The sequence below is a fragment of the Cellulosimicrobium funkei genome, from assembly GCF_900155925.1.
Taxonomy (GTDB): domain Bacteria; phylum Actinomycetota; class Actinomycetes; order Actinomycetales; family Cellulomonadaceae; genus Cellulosimicrobium; species Cellulosimicrobium funkei.
Genome location: NZ_FTMI01000004.1, coordinates 421489 through 436495 on the forward strand (window position 1 = coordinate 421489; position 15007 = coordinate 436495).

General features: G+C 72.0%; 13 protein-coding genes. 9 read left to right on the forward strand and 4 right to left on the reverse strand.

The window, feature by feature from the left end; genetic code table 11:
* Window positions 1–54 precede the first annotated feature (54 nt).
* From trpS to BXA05_RS12905, 3 genes are read left to right on the forward strand one after another with little or no spacing between them, the layout of a single operon-like run.
* Window positions 55–1146: a tryptophan--tRNA ligase gene (trpS, locus tag BXA05_RS12895; RefSeq protein WP_076405236.1), complete on the forward strand. Its 1092-nt coding sequence runs from the start codon at window positions 55–57 to the stop codon at window positions 1144–1146.
* Window positions 1143–1706, forward strand: a complete 564-nt coding sequence (locus tag BXA05_RS12900; RefSeq protein WP_061267643.1) for a 2'-5' RNA ligase family protein — start codon at window positions 1143–1145, stop codon at window positions 1704–1706. Before trpS ends, BXA05_RS12900 begins: the two co-directional genes overlap by 4 nt.
* Before the next feature lie 10 nt (window positions 1707–1716).
* Window positions 1717–2892 (forward strand): YihY/virulence factor BrkB family protein, encoded by a 1176-nt coding sequence (locus BXA05_RS12905; RefSeq protein ID WP_076405238.1) that lies wholly within the window; start codon window positions 1717–1719, stop codon window positions 2890–2892.
* 216 nt (window positions 2893–3108) lie between these two features.
* On the opposite strand, the gene BXA05_RS12910 is transcribed toward BXA05_RS12905, so the two are convergent.
* From BXA05_RS12910 to sdhC, 4 genes are all read right to left on the reverse strand, one after another.
* Window positions 3109–3876 carry a succinate dehydrogenase iron-sulfur subunit gene (locus BXA05_RS12910; RefSeq protein WP_021481376.1) on the reverse strand — a complete coding sequence of 256 codons (768 nt, stop codon included), beginning with the start codon at window positions 3874–3876 and terminating at the stop codon, window positions 3109–3111.
* Window positions 3876–5708 (reverse strand): succinate dehydrogenase flavoprotein subunit, encoded by a 1833-nt coding sequence (sdhA, locus tag BXA05_RS12915; RefSeq protein ID WP_076405240.1) that lies wholly within the window; start codon window positions 5706–5708, stop codon window positions 3876–3878. Before sdhA ends, BXA05_RS12910 begins: the two co-directional genes overlap by 1 nt.
* A 71-nt stretch (window positions 5709–5779) precedes the next feature.
* Window positions 5780–6238 (reverse strand): succinate dehydrogenase hydrophobic membrane anchor subunit, encoded by a 459-nt coding sequence (locus BXA05_RS12920; RefSeq protein ID WP_021481378.1) that lies wholly within the window; start codon window positions 6236–6238, stop codon window positions 5780–5782.
* Window positions 6238–6621, reverse strand: coding sequence for a succinate dehydrogenase, cytochrome b556 subunit (gene sdhC / locus BXA05_RS12925; protein WP_021481379.1), 384 nt, complete (start codon window positions 6619–6621; stop codon window positions 6238–6240). The genes BXA05_RS12920 and sdhC overlap by 1 nt, the downstream gene beginning before the upstream one ends.
* Before the next feature lie 234 nt (window positions 6622–6855).
* Between sdhC and BXA05_RS12930 the strand changes: the two genes are divergently transcribed.
* The 6 genes from BXA05_RS12930 (at window position 6856) to BXA05_RS12955 (ending at window position 15001) form a co-directional block, all read left to right on the forward strand.
* A complete protein-coding gene (locus BXA05_RS12930; RefSeq protein ID WP_076405399.1) occupies window positions 6856–8004 on the forward strand; it encodes a mannose-1-phosphate guanylyltransferase in 1149 nt (382 codons plus the stop codon).
* Entirely contained in the window at window positions 8001–9230 is a 1230-nt protein-coding gene (locus BXA05_RS12935) for an amidohydrolase (protein WP_076405241.1), read from the forward strand. The genes BXA05_RS12930 and BXA05_RS12935 overlap by 4 nt, the downstream gene beginning before the upstream one ends.
* Window positions 9231–9456: 226 nt before the next feature.
* Window positions 9457–10569, forward strand: a complete 1113-nt coding sequence (locus BXA05_RS12940) for a BMP family lipoprotein (RefSeq protein ID WP_076405243.1) — start codon at window positions 9457–9459, stop codon at window positions 10567–10569.
* Window positions 10570–10773: 204 nt separating this feature from the next.
* Window positions 10774–12396 (forward strand): ABC transporter ATP-binding protein, encoded by a 1623-nt coding sequence (locus tag BXA05_RS12945; protein ID WP_061267649.1) that lies wholly within the window; start codon window positions 10774–10776, stop codon window positions 12394–12396.
* Entirely contained in the window at window positions 12393–13709 is a 1317-nt protein-coding gene (locus BXA05_RS12950) for an ABC transporter permease (protein WP_076405246.1), read from the forward strand. The genes BXA05_RS12945 and BXA05_RS12950 overlap by 4 nt, the downstream gene beginning before the upstream one ends.
* Window positions 13706–15001 carry an ABC transporter permease gene (locus BXA05_RS12955; RefSeq protein ID WP_061267651.1) on the forward strand — a complete coding sequence of 432 codons (1296 nt, stop codon included), beginning with the start codon at window positions 13706–13708 and terminating at the stop codon, window positions 14999–15001. The genes BXA05_RS12950 and BXA05_RS12955 overlap by 4 nt, the downstream gene beginning before the upstream one ends.
* Window positions 15002–15007: the final 6 nt, after the last annotated feature.

Below are 15007 nucleotides of genomic sequence, written 5' to 3' on the forward strand. Positions count from 1 at the left end.
CCGCGGTACGACGGCGATTCGTTCCGGCGCCCGAGCACCTGTCAGAATGGGGCAATGTCCATCGAGGCGACGCACATCGGTCCGGCACCGGTCCCGGAGACCACGCAGGAGCCCGGGAGCCCGACGGGCACCCGGCCACGGATCCTCTCGGGCATGCAGCCCACCGAGGACTCGCTGCAGCTCGGGAACTACATCGGTGCGCTGCGCCAGTGGGTCTCCCTCCAGGACGCGTACGACGCCCTGTACTGCGTCGTCGACCTCCACGCGCTGACGGTCAACCCGGACCCGGAGCGGCTCCGCGAGCGCACCCGCCGCACGGCCGCCCAGTACCTCGCCGGCGGCGTGGACCCGGACCGCTCGGCGCTGTTCGTCCAGTCGCACGTGCCGCAGCACGCCGAGCTGTCGTGGGTGCTGTCGTGCCAGACGGGCTTCGGCGAGGCGGGCCGCATGACCCAGTTCAAGGACAAGTCCGCGAAGCAGGGCGCCGACGGCACGACCGTCGGGCTGTTCACGTACCCCGTGCTCATGGCGGCCGACATCCTGCTCTACGACGCGGCGCTCGTGCCGGTCGGCGAGGACCAGCGCCAGCACCTCGAGCTCACCCGCGACCTCGCGGAGCGGCTCAACGCCCGCTTCGGCGACGGGACCGCCGTCGTGCCGGAGGCCCACATCGTCCGGTCGGTCGCGAAGATCTACGACCTCCAGGAGCCGACGGCGAAGATGAGCAAGTCCTCGTCCAACGGCAAGGGTGTCATCTGGCTGCTCGACGACCCGAAGGTCGCCGCCAAGCGGATCCGGTCGGCTGCGACCGACTCCGGCACGGAGATCCGCTACGACCCGGTCGCCAAGCCCGGCGTGTCGAACCTGCTGACCATCTACTCGGCGCTCACGGGGCGGGACGTCGAGGCGATCGCCGCCGAGTACGACGGCCAGGGCTACGGGCGCCTCAAGGTGGACCTGGCGGACGTCGTCGTCGACTTCCTCGTGCCGTTCCAGGAGCGCGCGAACACCTACCTGGCGGACCCGGCCGAGCTCGACGCGGTGCTCGCGCGCGGCGCGCAGAAGGCCCGCGAGATCGCGGCCGGCACGCTCGCCCGCGTCTACGACCGCGTCGGCCTGCTGCCCGTGGGCGGGACGACCGCGTGAACCTCCCGGAGCGCGAGCCCCACCAGGTGCGGATCGGCATCGCGATCGAGGTGCCCGAGCCGTTCGCGACGCAGCTCCAGGACGCGCGCGCACGGTTCGGCGACCCGCTTGCGCGGTCGATCCCGCCGCACGTGACGCTCCTCGGCCCGACGGTCCTGGACCGCACCGCGCTCGACACGGCGCGCGCGCACCTGGCTGAGGTCGCGTCGACCGCGGCGCCGTTCCGCCTCCACCTGCGGGGGAGCGCGACGTTCCGGCCCGTCTCGCCCGTGGTGTTCGTCCAGGTGGTCGAGGGCATCGCGGAGTGCGAGCACCTCGAGAGCGCGATCCGCACCGGCCCGCTCGCCCAGGACCTGCGGTTCAACTACCACCCGCACGTGACCGTCGCGCACGAGGTGCCCGAGGCCGCGCTCGACGCGGCGTTCGACCAGATGGCGACCTACGACGCGCAGTTCGACGTCGCCGGCTTCTCGCTCTACGAGCACGGAGACGACGGCGTCTGGCGCCCCGAGCAGGTGTTCCCCCTCGGCGCGGATGCCGCGGGAGCGACCGTCTCGTAGCGTTCGGGGCGTGACGTCGCCCCGCCCCGCCGCCCCGCGCACGCGCGCGCGGGTGGACGCGCTCGTCGAGCGCTGGAAGGACAGCCGGCCCGGCCGCGCGACCTACCGCTACCTGTACGCGCGCGGCGCGCTCCTGTGCGGCGGCATCGCGTACTCCGCGCTGTTCTCGCTGTTCGCCGCGCTGACGATCGGCTACACCGTCTTCATGCGGGTCCTGGGCGGCCGCCAGGAGCTCATGGACGTCGTCTTCGGGGAGATCAACGAGCTCGTCCCCGGGCTCATCGCCCTCGACGGCCAGCCGGGCGCCATCCGGCCCGACCAGCTCCTGCTGGACTCCGGGCTCAGCGTCACGAGCGTCGTCGCGAGCGTGGTGCTGCTCTTCTCCGTCGTGTCGTTCATGTACCACCTGCGTGGCGCCGTGCGGACCATGTTCGGCGTGAGCGATGTCGGCCAGAGCCCCGTGCTCGCCCGGGCGCGCGCCCTCCTCGGGTTCTTCCTGCTCGCGCTGTTCCTCCTCGTCTCCGCCGTCGCCGGCATCGCCGTCACGTCCCTCGGCAACCAGATCCTCGAGGCGATCGGGCTCTCCGGCGGGCCCGCCGTCCTCGTCACCGGTGCGGGCCTCGTCGTGAGCGTCCTGCTCGACGCGCTCGTCGTGGTCGTCGTCGTGCGGCTCCTCGCCGGGGTGCGGGTCCGACGCCGCGACCTCCTCGTCGGCTCGCTCACCGCCGCCGTCGGGTTCGGCGTGCTCCGCTACCTCGGGTCGTCGTTCGTCGAGAGCAGCGCCACGCGGAACGCCCTCCTGGCGTCGTTCGCCGTCCTCGTGACGCTGCTGCTCCTCGTCAACTTCACCGCGCGCATCCTCCTGGCCGTGTGCGCGTGGATGGCGAACCCGCCGCGCCCGCCCGACCCGGTGCCCGACGGCGCCCGGCACGCGCGCGACGGCCGTCCCGAGCTGCCCGTGCTCGACGGCGACCGGACGACCGACGGCCGCCACCTCCGGGCGCCCCGTCACGCCGTCGAGAGCACGCGCGACCACGTCGAGGACAGGCGTGACGCTGCCGAGGGCGCGCGTGACGCCGTCGTCCCGTCGACCGAGGAGCACGTCCGCGCCGGTCACGGGTCGCACCGCCCGTGGAGCCCGGTGGTCCGAGGTGTCCGCCGGGCCCGCCGCCCGCGCGGGACGTGACCGTCGCGCTCGGGCGGTAGGTCGAGATCGGCACGCGCTGCCGAGATCGGCACGTGCGGCTGCCGATCTCGGCCGCAGATGCCGATCTCGGTCGGGACTGCCGATCGCGGCCGTGACCGCTGGTCGCGGTGCGGGGCGCGTGGGCGCGGCGTCACCGGGGCACGACGAAGGGCGCCGACCGTGCGGTCGGCGCCCTTCGTGGCGGTGCGGGGAGCGTCAGAACGCGCGGGTGATCATCGCGCGCTTGACCTCCTGGATCGCCTTCGTGACCTCGATGCCGCGCGGGCAGGCCTCGGTGCAGTTGAAGGTCGTGCGGCAGCGCCACACGCCCTCCTTGTCGTTGAGGATCTCCAGGCGCTGCGTGGCGCCCTCGTCGCGGCTGTCGAAGATGAAGCGGTGCGCGTTGACGATGGCGGCGGGGCCGAAGTACTGGCCGTCGGTCCAGAACACCGGGCAGGACGACGTGCACGCGGCGCACAGGATGCACTTGGTGGTGTCGTCGAAGCGCTCGCGCTGCGCGGCGGACTGGAGACGCTCCTTGCTCGGCTCGTTCCCGGACGTGATGAGGAACGGCATGATCTCGCGGTACGACGCGAAGAACGGTTCCATGTCCACGACGAGGTCCTTGACCACGGGCAGGCCCTTGATGGGCTCGACCGTGATCGGCTTGTCGGGGTTGACGTCCTTGAGGAGCGTCTTGCACGCGAGCCGGTTGCGGCCGTTGATGCGCATCGCGTCCGAGCCGCACACGCCGTGCGCGCACGAGCGGCGGAACGTCAGGGAGCCGTCGTGCTCCCACTTGATCTTGTGCAGCGCGTCGAGGACGCGGTCAGTGCCGTGCGCCTGGACGGTGAACTCGTCCCAGTACGCCTCCTCGCCGTGCTCCGACTCGGGGGAGTAGCGGCGGACGCGGAGCGTGACCTCGAACGAGGGGATCTCCCCGGCCTTGGGCTCGGTGGCCGGGCTCTCGAGTGTGGCAGTCATCAGTACTTCCGCTCCATGGGCTCGTACCGGGTCTGGGTGACGGGCTTGGAGCCCAGGGCGACCTTGTAGCCGTCGAACTGCTCGACGTGGTCGAAGTAGCCCGCGACGTGCCCGTCGGCGACGTCGCTGGCGGACGTCGGACGGCGGTAGGCCATCGTGTGCAGCATGTAGTTGGTGTCGTCGCGGTCCGGGAAGTCCTCGCGGTAGTGGCCGCCGCGGGACTCCTTGCGGTTGATCGCCGCGACCACGGTGACCTCGGCGATGTCGAGGAGGAACCCGAGCTCGATCGCCTCGAGGAGGTCGGTGTTGAACAGGCGGCCCTTGTCCTGCACCGACACGTTCTTGTAGCGCTTCTGCAGGTCGCGGATGTCCGCGAGGGCCTGGTTGAGCGACTCGCCCGTGCGGAACACCTGGGCGTTGGCGTCCATCGTCTCCTGGAGCGCCTTGCGGACGTCGGCGACGCGCTCGCCGTCGGGACGGTTGCGCATCTCCTCGAGCTGCGCGACGACGGCCGCGGCGGGGTTCTCCGGGAGCTCGCTGTACGACGCGGTCGCGGCGTAGGCGGCGGCCGTGCGGCCGGCGCGCTTGCCGAAGACGTTGATGTCGAGCAGCGAGTTGGTGCCGAGACGGTTGGAGCCGTGCACGCTGACGCACGCGACCTCACCGGCGGCGTAGAGGCCCTTGACGACGTTGTGGCTGTCGCGCAGCACCTCGGCGTCGACGTTCGTCGGGATGCCGCCCATCGCGTAGTGCGCCGTGGGGTACACGGGCACGGGCTCGGTGTACGGCTCGATCCCGAGGTAGGTCCGGGCGAACTCGGTGATGTCGGGGAGCTTGGCGTCGATGTGCGCGGGCTCGAGGTGCGTGAGGTCGAGCAGGACGTAGTCCTTGTTCGGCCCGGCGCCGCGGCCCTCGCGGACCTCGTTCGCCATGGACCGGGCGACGATGTCGCGCGGCGCGAGGTCCTTGATGGTGGGGGCGTAGCGCTCCATGAAGCGCTCGCCGTCCGCGTTGCGCAGGATGCCGCCCTCGCCGCGGGCGGCCTCCGACAGGAGGATGCCGAGGCCCGCGAGGCCGGTCGGGTGGAACTGGAAGAACTCCATGTCCTCGAGCGGCAGGCCGCGGCGGTAGGCCAGGGCCATGCCGTCGCCCGTGAGCGTGTGCGCGTTGGACGTCGTCTTGAAGATCTTGCCCGCGCCACCGGTGGCGAAGATGATCGCCTTCGCCTGGAAGACGTGGATCTCGCCCGAGGCGAGGTCGTAGGCGACGACGCCGGTCGCGGTGACCGTCTCGTCGTCGGGGATCTCGCCCGCGGAGAGGTCGTGGTCGGTGATGAGGTCGAGGACGTAGAACTCGTTGAAGAACTCGACGTCCTGCTTGACGCACTGCTGGTAGAGCGTCTGGAGGATCATGTGACCGGTGCGGTCCGCGGCGTAGCACGAGCGGCGCACCGCGGCCTCGCCGTGGTTGCGGGTGTGCCCGCCGAACCGGCGCTGGTCGATGCGGCCCTCGGGCGTGCGGTTGAACGGCAGGCCCATGCGCTCGAGGTCGAGGACGGCGTCGATGGCCTCCTTGGCCATGATCTCCGCGGCGTCCTGGTCGACGAGGTAGTCGCCGCCCTTGACCGTGTCGAACGTGTGCCACTCCCAGTTGTCCTCCTCCACGTTCGCGAGCGCGGCGCACATGCCGCCCTGCGCGGCGCCCGTGTGCGAGCGCGTGGGGTAGAGCTTGGAGATGACGGCCGTCCGGACCTTGCCGGACGACTCCAGCGCCGCGCGCATCCCGGCGCCGCCTGCGCCGACGATGACGACGTCGTACTGATGGGTTTGCATCGGGGTCGATGCCTCCTGGGAGAGAGCCGGGTGGAGCGAGAGGAAGACGGGGGCGTGCGGTGGTGCGGTGCTCAGGCCGTGCAGAACGACGCGAGCAGCTCGGCCGGGGCGTTCGCGGGGCAGGGCTCGAACGTGAAGATCACGAGGGTGCCGAGGACCGTGACGATCGTGAAGGCGAGGTACAGCGCGAGCTTGAGGACGAGGCGAGTGCCGTCACGCTCGGCGTAGTCGTTGATGATCGTGCGGACGCCGTTGGTGCCGTGGAACATGGCGAGCCACAGCATGAGCAGGTCCCAGATCTGCCAGAACGGCGAGGCCCACTTGCCGGCGACGAAGCCGAAGTCGATCGCGTGCACGCCCTCGCCGACCATGAGGTTGACGAACAGGTGCCCGAAGATGAGGACGATCAGCACGACGCCGGAGGCGCGCATGAAGATCCAGCTGTACAGCTCGTAGTTGCTGCGCGTGGCCTTGCGGCGCTTGTACGGGTCGCGCGGGCTCGCGACCTCGACCGTGGGTGCGGCGGCCATCAGTGCCCCCCTCCGAAGACGTTCATCAGGTGGCGCGGCAGGAACCCGGCCATCGTCACGACGAACAGGCCGACGACGACCCAGAGCATCGTGCGCTGGTACCGCGGGCCCTTGGACCAGAAGTCGACCAGGATGATGCGGATGCCGTTGAAGGCGTGGAAGACGATGGCCGCGACCAGGCCCGCCTCACCGATACCCATGATCGGCGTCTGGTACGTCCCGATGACGGCGTTGTACGCCTCGGGCGAGACCCGCACGAGCGCCGTGTCGAGCACGTGCACGAGCAGGAAGAAGAAGATGAGCACGCCGGTCACGCGGTGCGCGACCCACGACCACATGCCTTCGCGGCCGCGGTAGAGCGTGCCGGCTGGTGCACTGGGCACTTTGGGGGCCTCCTGTGGCGAGATCAGGGGGAGATGTCACGTTCCGGCCGTGGTCCGGAACTCCCTCAGTCCGGACCCCGGGACCGTCGTCGGCATCGGTCTCAGGGCTTCCACCATAGTGACATCGACGTCATGATGCGGACCGCCGGGTGCGGCGGAACGGCCCCGTGCCGTGGGTTTGTGACTGATCCCACAGCCCGCGGGGGAACTGCGGCCCTCACTATGCTGGCCCTCATGGCCTCTTCGCCGCACGACTCCTCCGGCCCGTCCGGGTCGCCGATCCCCGGCTTCTTCGCCGTCGTCCCCGCGGGAGGCGCCGGCACCCGGCTGTGGCCGCTCTCGCGGGCGGGCTCCCCGAAGTTCCTGCTCGACCTCACCGGCTCGGGGCGTTCCCTGCTCCAGGCGACGGTCGACCGGCTCGTCCCGCTCGCGGGGGAGCAGGGCGTCGTGCTCGTCACGGGCGACCGGCACGTCGCGTCGGCGCGCACGCAGCTCCCGGGCCTGCCGGCCGAGAACGTGCTCGCGGAGCCGTCGCCCCGGGACTCGATGGCGGCCATCGGGCTCGCTGCGGCGGTGCTCGAGGAGCGGCACGGCGACGTCGTCGTCGGGTCGTTCGCCGCGGACCAGGTGATCACGGGTCGTGCCGCCTTCGAGTCCTCGGTGCGCGAGGCGGTGGAGGCGGCGCGCGCCGGGTACGTCGTGACGATCGGCATCGCGGCGTCGCGGCCGTCGACGGCGTTCGGGTACGTGCACAGCGGCGCCCCGCTCGGCGTCGCGGGGGCACCGAGCGCGCAGCACGTGCGCGGCTTCACGGAGAAGCCGGACGCCGCGACCGCGCAGCGCTACCTCGCGTCCGGGGAGTACCGGTGGAACGCCGGCATGTTCATCGTGCGCTCGTCCGTGCTCCTCGGGCACCTCGCGGACCAGCGCCCCGAGCTGCACGACGGCCTGCGCGCGATCGCGGCCGCGTGGGACGGCCCCGACCGCGACCGCGTGCTCGCGGAGCGGTGGCCCGCGCTCGAGCGGATCGCGATCGACCACGCGGTGGCCGAGCCGGTCGCCGCGGTCGGGGGCGTCGCCGTCGTCCCCGGCACGTTCGGGTGGGACGACGTGGGCGACTTCAACTCCCTCGCCGCGCTCCTCCCGTCCGTCGACGGTGCCGGCTCCAAGGTGCTCGGCGACACGGGGCGCGTCGTGCGCCGCGAGAGCGCGGGCTCGGTCGTCGTGCCCGCGAGTGACCGCGTCGTGACCGTCCTCGGTCTCGACGACGTCGTCGTGGTCGACACCCCCGACGCGCTCCTCGTCACGACGCGGGCGCGCGCGCAGCAGGTGAAGTCGATGGTCGACACGGTGCGCGAGCTCGGGATGGACGAGCTCCTGTGAGCGCCGACGTGACCCTCGCCGCCCGCATCGGGGCCGCCGTCGCGCGCCACGTGGACGAGGTCGTGGCGATCCGCCGCGACATCCACGCCCACCCCGAGGTCTCGCGCGCCGAGACGCGCACCACGGCGCTGCTCGCCGACCGCCTGCGCGCGGCGGGACTCGAGCCGCGGCTCCTGCCGGGCACGGGGCTCGTGTGCGACGTCGGCCCGGAGCCGGGCACGACCGCCGCGGGCGTGCCCGACGGCGCGGCCGTCCCGGAAGGCCGCGTCGCCCTGCGTGCGGACATCGACGCGCTGCCGCTGCAGGACCGCTGCGGCCTCCCGTGGGCGTCGACCGTGCCGGGGGTCGCGCACGCGTGCGGCCACGACGTGCACACGGCCGTCGTGCTCGGTGCCGGGCTCGTGCTCGCGGACCTGCACGCGCAGGGCGAGCTGCGCCGCGGCGTGCGGCTCGTGCTCCAGCCCGCCGAGGAGGTCCAGCCGGGCGGGTCGCTCGACGTCCTCGCGGCCGGGGCGATGGACGGGGTCGACGAGATCTACGCCGTGCACTGCGACCCGAAGGTCGACGTGGGTCGCATCGGCACGCGGATCGGCCCGATCACGTCGGCGTCCGACGAGGTCTCCGTGACGATCGCCTCCCCGGGCGGCCACACGTCGCGACCGCACCTGACCGGCGACGTGGTGTACGCGCTGGGCCAGGTCATCACGCAGGTCCCCGCGGTGCTCGGCCGTCGGCTGGACCCGCGATCGGGCGTGAACCTCACGTGGGGCGCCGTCCACGCGGGCTCCGCGCACAACGCCATCCCGAGCACCGGGACGGTCCGCGGCACCCTGCGCTGCCTGGACGTGCGCGCGTGGGAGTTCGCGGGGCAGGTGCTGCACGACGCGGTGGAGCAGGTCGTCGCGCCGTACGAGGTCGAGGTGACCGTGCACCACACGCGGGGCGTCCCGCCCGTCGAGAACGACGAGCGCTGCACCGGCCTGCTCGAGGCTGCCGCGCGCGACGTCCTGGGCCCGGACAGCGTCGTGCTCACCGAGCAGTCGCTCGGGGGCGAGGACTTCGCCTGGTACCTGACGAAGGTGCCCGGGGCGATGGCCCGCCTCGGCACACGGACGCCGGGCGGGCGCAGCTACGACATCCACCAGGGCGACCTCCAGGTGGACGAGCGCGCGATCGGCCTGGGCATGCGGCTCCTCGCGCGCGTCGCCGCGGGCCAGGACGGGTGAACCGGTCCCGACCCGTGGACAGGGGTGTGTCACGCCTCAGACGCAAAGTGACGCTTGCATAACGAAGCGCCCGCGTTACCGGCAAGTAACGTGCTGGACCCCTCGGGCTGATTAGTCTTCGGTCCTATAGAGGCCGACGGACCGGTTCTCCCGTGCAACGGTGCTCGGGAGGGCCCAGGGGTCCTTCCCTGCGCGGCACTGCTACGAGAACGACAGGAGCTATCAGGTGAAGAGAGCGACTCAGGTCACCGCCCTCGCGGCGGTCGCCGCGCTCGCGCTGGCCGCGTGCGGCGCCGCGCCCGAGGACGACGAGACCACCGGCGGCGGCGACAGCACCGCGGGCGGCAACTCCGACTTCTCCGCGTGCATGGTCTCCGACGCCGGCGGGTTCGACGACCAGTCCTTCAACCAGTCGGGCTACGAGGGCCTCGAGAAGGCCAAGACGGAGCTCGGCATCACGACGCACGAGGTCGAGTCCCAGGCGGACACCGACTACGGCCCGAACATCGACAGCCTCGTCCAGCAGGGCTGCAACCTCATCATCGGCGTCGGCTTCCTCCTCGAGGACCCGATCCAGTCGGCGGCCGAGGCCAACACGGACGTGCACTTCGCCCTCATCGACTCGGCGTTCAGCAACCCGGGCGCCACGGCGGACGACCCGCCGGAGCCGGTCGAGATCGACAACGCGAAGCCGATCCTCTTCAACACCGCGGAGGCGGCGTTCCTCGCCGGCTACCTCGCGGCGGGCATGACGGAGACGGGCACGGTCGCCACGTTCGGCGGCATCCAGATCCCGTCGGTCGCCATCTTCATGGACGGCTACGCCGACGGCGTCGCGAAGTACAACGAGGACAACGGCACCGACGTCAAGGTCCTCGGCTGGGACAAGGAAGCGCAGACCGGCACGTTCACCGGCGACTTCGACAACCAGGCGAACGGCCAGAACGTCACGCAGGGCTTCATCGACCAGGGCGCGGACATCATCATGCCCGTGGCCGGCCCGGTGGGCCTCGGTGCCGCCGCGGCGGCCGAGAGCGGCGGCGCGAAGATCATCTGGGTCGACTCGGACGGCTTCCTCACGACGGACTACGGGAGCATCATCCTCACGTCCGTGATGAAGCAGATCGGCCCGGCGGTCTTCGACACCGTGAGCGAGTCGGCGGACGGCAACTTCACGAGCGAGCCGTACGTCGGCACGCTCGAGAACGAGGGCGTCGGCCTGGCGCCGTTCCACGACTTCGAGGACGCGGTCCCGGCCGAGCTGCAGGACCAGCTCGCCCAGTACCAGGAGCAGATCATCGCGGGCGACCTCGTCGTCGAGTCGCCGAACGCGCCGTGACGCGACGCTGAACCCGCCGGCCGCCCACGGGCGACCGGCACCGGTGGCCCGGGCCCAGCGCCCGGGCCACCGTCATGACGACGACGGTGTCGTCGGGGCCGCGACGACGCGCCGCGCTCCCGCGGGTGCGGTTCGATGGAGTACCTCGACGGGATCGAGGTCGACACCGCGGTACGACTGCGAAGCACGAGGAGAGGCAGACCGGTGAAGCTGGAGCTGCGAGGGATCACGAAGGTCTTCGGGTCCCTGGTCGCCAACGACCACATCGACCTGGTCATCGAGCCCGGCGAGATCCATGCCCTGCTCGGGGAGAACGGGGCGGGCAAGAGCACGCTCATGAACGTGCTGTACGGGCTGTACGACCCGGACGACGGGCAGATCCTCGTCGACGACGTGCCCGTGCAGTTCGCCGGCCCGGGCGACGCGATGGCCGCGGGCATCGGCATGGTGCACCAGCACTTCATGCTGGTCCCGGTGTTCACGGTCGCCGAGAACGTCGCGCTGGGGCACGAGCCCGTGAAGGGCGCGGGTCTCATCGACGCGCGGCGCGCGCGCCGCCTCGTCCAGGAGATCTCGGACCGGTTCGGGTTCGAGGTGAACCCGGACGCGATGGTCGAGGACATCCCCGTCGGCGTGCAGCAGCGCGTCGAGATCATCAAGGCCCTGTCGCGCGACGCGCGCGTCCTCATCCTCGACGAGCCGACCGCGGTCCTCACGCCGCAGGAGACGGACGAGCTCATCGCGATCATGCGCGAGCTCAAGGCGGCGGGGACGTCGATCGTCTTCATCACGCACAAGCTGCGCGAGGTGCGCGCCGTCGCCGACCGCATCACGGTCATCCGTCGCGGCAAGGTCGTCGGCACCGCCGACCCGAGCGCGAGCGAGACCGAGCTCGCGTCCCTCATGGTCGGCCGGTCCGTCTCCCTCGGGGTCGACAAGGCGCCCGCGGAGGACGGTGACACCACGTTCCACGTCGACGAGCTCACGGTCATGGACGACGCCGGCACGGCCGTCGTCGACCGCGTGAGCCTGGAGGTCGCGCGCGGCGAGATCCTCGTCGTCGCGGGGGTCCAGGGCAACGGCCAGACCGAGCTCACGGAGACGATCGTCGGGCTGCGCAAGCCGGTCGCGGGCTCGATCCTGCTCGACGGCAAGGAGCTCGTGGGGCGCAGCGTGTCCCAGGTGCTCGAGGCGGGCGTGGGCTACGTGCCCGAGGACCGCAGCACCGACGGGATCATCGGGACGTTCTCCGTCGAGGAGAACCTCGTGCTCGACCTCGTGACGTCCGCGCCCTACTCGCGCGGCGGCGCGCTCGCGCGCGGCACGATCCGCGCGAACGCGGAGCAGCGCATCGGCGAGTTCGACGTGCGCACCCAGTCGGTCGAGACCCCGGCGGGCACGCTCTCCGGCGGCAACCAGCAGAAGGTCGTCCTCGCGCGCGAGATGTCGCGCCCGCTGCGCCTGTTCATCGCGTCGCAGCCGACGCGCGGCCTCGACGTCGGCTCGATCGAGTTCGTGCACCGGCGCATCGTGCAGGAGCGCGACAACGGCACCCCCGTGATCATCGTGTCGACGGAGCTCGACGAGGTGCTCGCCCTCGCCGACCGGATCGCCGTCATGTACCGCGGCCGCGTCGTCGGGGTCGTGCCCGGCGACACCGACCGCGACGTCCTCGGCCTCATGATGGCCGGGGTCCCGCTCGAGGAGGCTGTCGTGCAGGCCGCCGAGCACCACACGACCCTCGGCGAGGCGGACGCCGTCGCCGAGGACGCGCCGTCGGGCGCCGCGCAGGACGCGGCCGCCGCCCGCGAGGAGGAGATCCAGTGACCCAGCAGGCCACGCCCGACGACGCGTCGGCGCTCCCGCCGACGGCGGCACCGCCGAGCGACCCCCAGAAGCCGGAGGCGCCGGCCGGGCAGGGCGTCCTGCGCGAGATGCTCGAGAGCAGCTGGCTCGTCTCGCTGCTCGCGATCGTCGCCGCGCTGATCCTGGGCGGCGTCCTCATCGCGGCCGCCGACCCCGCGGTCCAGGAGGCGGCGTCCTACTTCTTCGCGCGCCCCTCGGACTTCTTCCAGGCCGTCTGGGACGCGGTGTTCGGCGCGTACGCCGCGCTCTTCCAGGGCGCGGTCCTCAACGTCGACGCGCCCGACGTCTCGCGGGCGCTGCGCCCCCTCACCGAGACGATGACGGTCGCGACGCCGCTCATCCTCGCGGGCCTCGGGCTCGGCATCGGCTTCCGCGCGGGCCTGTTCAACATCGGTGCGCAGGGCCAGATCATCCTCGGCGGCATCTTCGCCGGGTTCGTCGGCTGGACGTTCGCGCTCCCGCCGGGGCTGCACCTCCTGCTCGCCGTGCTGGGCGCCGCGCTCGGCGGGGCTCTGTGGGCGAGCATCGCGGGCGTGCTCAAGGCCCGCACGGGCGCCCACGAGGTGATCGTCACGATCATGCTCAACAACATCGCGATCTACCTCGTCGCGTACCTGCTCACGACGAAGCCGTTCCAGGCGCCGGGCAGCTCCAACCCGATCAGCCCGCGCATCCCGGGGAACGCGCAGTTCCCGCTGCTGCTGGGCGAGGGCTTCCGCCTCCACGCGGGGTTCGTCCTCGCGCTGCTCGTCGCGGTCGGCGTGTGGTGGCTCATGGAGCGCTCGACGCTCGGCTTCCGCTTCCGCGCCGTCGGCGAGAACCCGCACGCGGCCCGGACGGCAGGCATGTCGGTCCCGTGGACGACGGTGTGGGTCATGGCCATCGCGGGCGCGCTCGCGGGCCTCGCGGGCAGCGCGCAGGTCCTCGGCACGGAGCACGTCCTCACGGCCGGCGTCGCGGCGAGCTTCGGGTTCGACGCGATCACGGTGGCGCTGCTCGGGCGGTCCCGTCCGCTCGGGACGGTGCTCGCCGGCCTGCTGTTCGGCGCACTGCGCGCGGGCGGGTTCGTCATGCAGGCCCGCACGGGGACGCCGATCGACATCGTCCTCGTCGTGCAGTCGCTCATCGTGCTCTTCATCGCCGCGCCGCCGCTCGTGCGGGCGATCTTCCGCCTCCCGACCCCGGGCGGCCCGACGCGCGCCGAACGGCAGGCAGCCCGCCGCCGCGCGAAGGCCGTCCCGACCACGACGACCACCCAGGAGGCCGGAGCATGAGCACCGCGACCACCACCCCGGCACCGGCCGCCGCGCCGGAGCGCGCGGCCAAGCCCCTGCCGCCCATCAGCTGGAAGGCCCCGGTGGCGTACGGGGTCATCGGGCTGCTGGCCCTCGTCGTCTTCGCGCTGCTCCCCGCGGGCGGCCAGCAGACGACGTTCCGCCTCTCGACGGCGAAGGACTTCTTCCAGATCGAGCCGATCACGGTGAGCTCCACGGGGGCGGCGCTGTTCCTGTCGATCCTTGCGCTGCTCCTCGCCGGCCTGTCGTTCTGGGCCGCGCGCGACCGGCGCAAGGTCGGCGTGTGGCTGCCGATCGTGTACGGCGTCGCGATCGTCTTCGCGTTCCTCTCCTGGGCCGGGGCCGGGAAGTCGGCGATCCCGCTGACGGGCCTGCTCCAGGGCTCGCTCTTCCTCGCGGTCCCGCTCGTGTTCGGCGCGCTGTCCGGCGTGCTGTGCGAGCGCGTCGGCATCATCAACATCGCGATCGAGGGCCAGCTCCTCGCGGGGGCCTTCCTCGCCGCGGTCGTCGCCTCGCTCACGTCGTCGGCGTACGCCGGCCTCATCGCCGCGCCGATCGCGGGCGCGCTCGTGGGCGTGCTGCTCGTGATCTTCTCGGTGAAGTACTGGGTGAACCAGATCATCGTCGGCGTCGTGCTCAACGTGCTGGTCGTCGGCGTGACGAGCTACCTCTACTCGACGGTCCTCAGCGCGGACCCGGCGACGTGGAACTCGCGCAACCCGCTGCCCGTCATCGAGATCCCGGTGCTGTCGCAGATCCCGGTCGTCGGGCCGGTGCTGTTCCGCCAGACCCTCCTCGTGTACCTCATGTACGTGGTCGTGATCCTGCTGCAGGTCTTCCTGTTCCGCAGCCGCTGGGGCCTGCGCCTGCGCGCGGTCGGCGAGCACCCGAAGGCGGCCGACACCGTCGGCATCAAGGTCAACGCGACGCGCGTGCGCAACACGATCCTCGGCGGCGCGGTCGCCGGCCTCGGCGGCGCGTTCTTCACCGTCGCCGCGGGGCTCGCCTTCGGCAAGGAGATGACGGGCGGCAAGGGCTTCATCGCGCTCGCCGCGATGATCCTCGGGCGCTGGAACCCCGTCGGCGCGCTCGTCGCGGCGCTCCTGTTCGGGTTCTCGGACAACCTCCAGACGGTGCTCGGCATCGTCGGGACGCCGATCCCGAGCCAGATCATGCTCATGACGCCGTACGTCGTGACGATCTTCGCCGTCGCCGGCCTCGTCGGGCGCGTGCGCCCGCCGGCCGCCGAGGGCATCCCCTACGTCAAGTGAGGACGG

Coding starts and splice junctions, on each gene's coding strand:
- trpS (WP_076405236.1), top strand. CDS start 55: ATGTCCATCGAGGCGACGCACATCGGTCCGGCACCGGTCCCGGAGACC.
- BXA05_RS12910 (WP_021481376.1), bottom strand. CDS start 3,876: ATGACTGCCACACTCGAGAGCCCGGCCACCGAGCCCAAGGCCGGGGAG.
- sdhA (WP_076405240.1), bottom strand. CDS start 5,708: ATGCAAACCCATCAGTACGACGTCGTCATCGTCGGCGCAGGCGGCGCC.
- BXA05_RS12920 (WP_021481378.1), bottom strand. CDS start 6,238: ATGGCCGCCGCACCCACGGTCGAGGTCGCGAGCCCGCGCGACCCGTAC.
- BXA05_RS12930 (WP_076405399.1), top strand. CDS start 6,856: ATGGCCTCTTCGCCGCACGACTCCTCCGGCCCGTCCGGGTCGCCGATC.
- BXA05_RS12955 (WP_061267651.1), top strand. CDS start 13,706: ATGAGCACCGCGACCACCACCCCGGCACCGGCCGCCGCGCCGGAGCGC.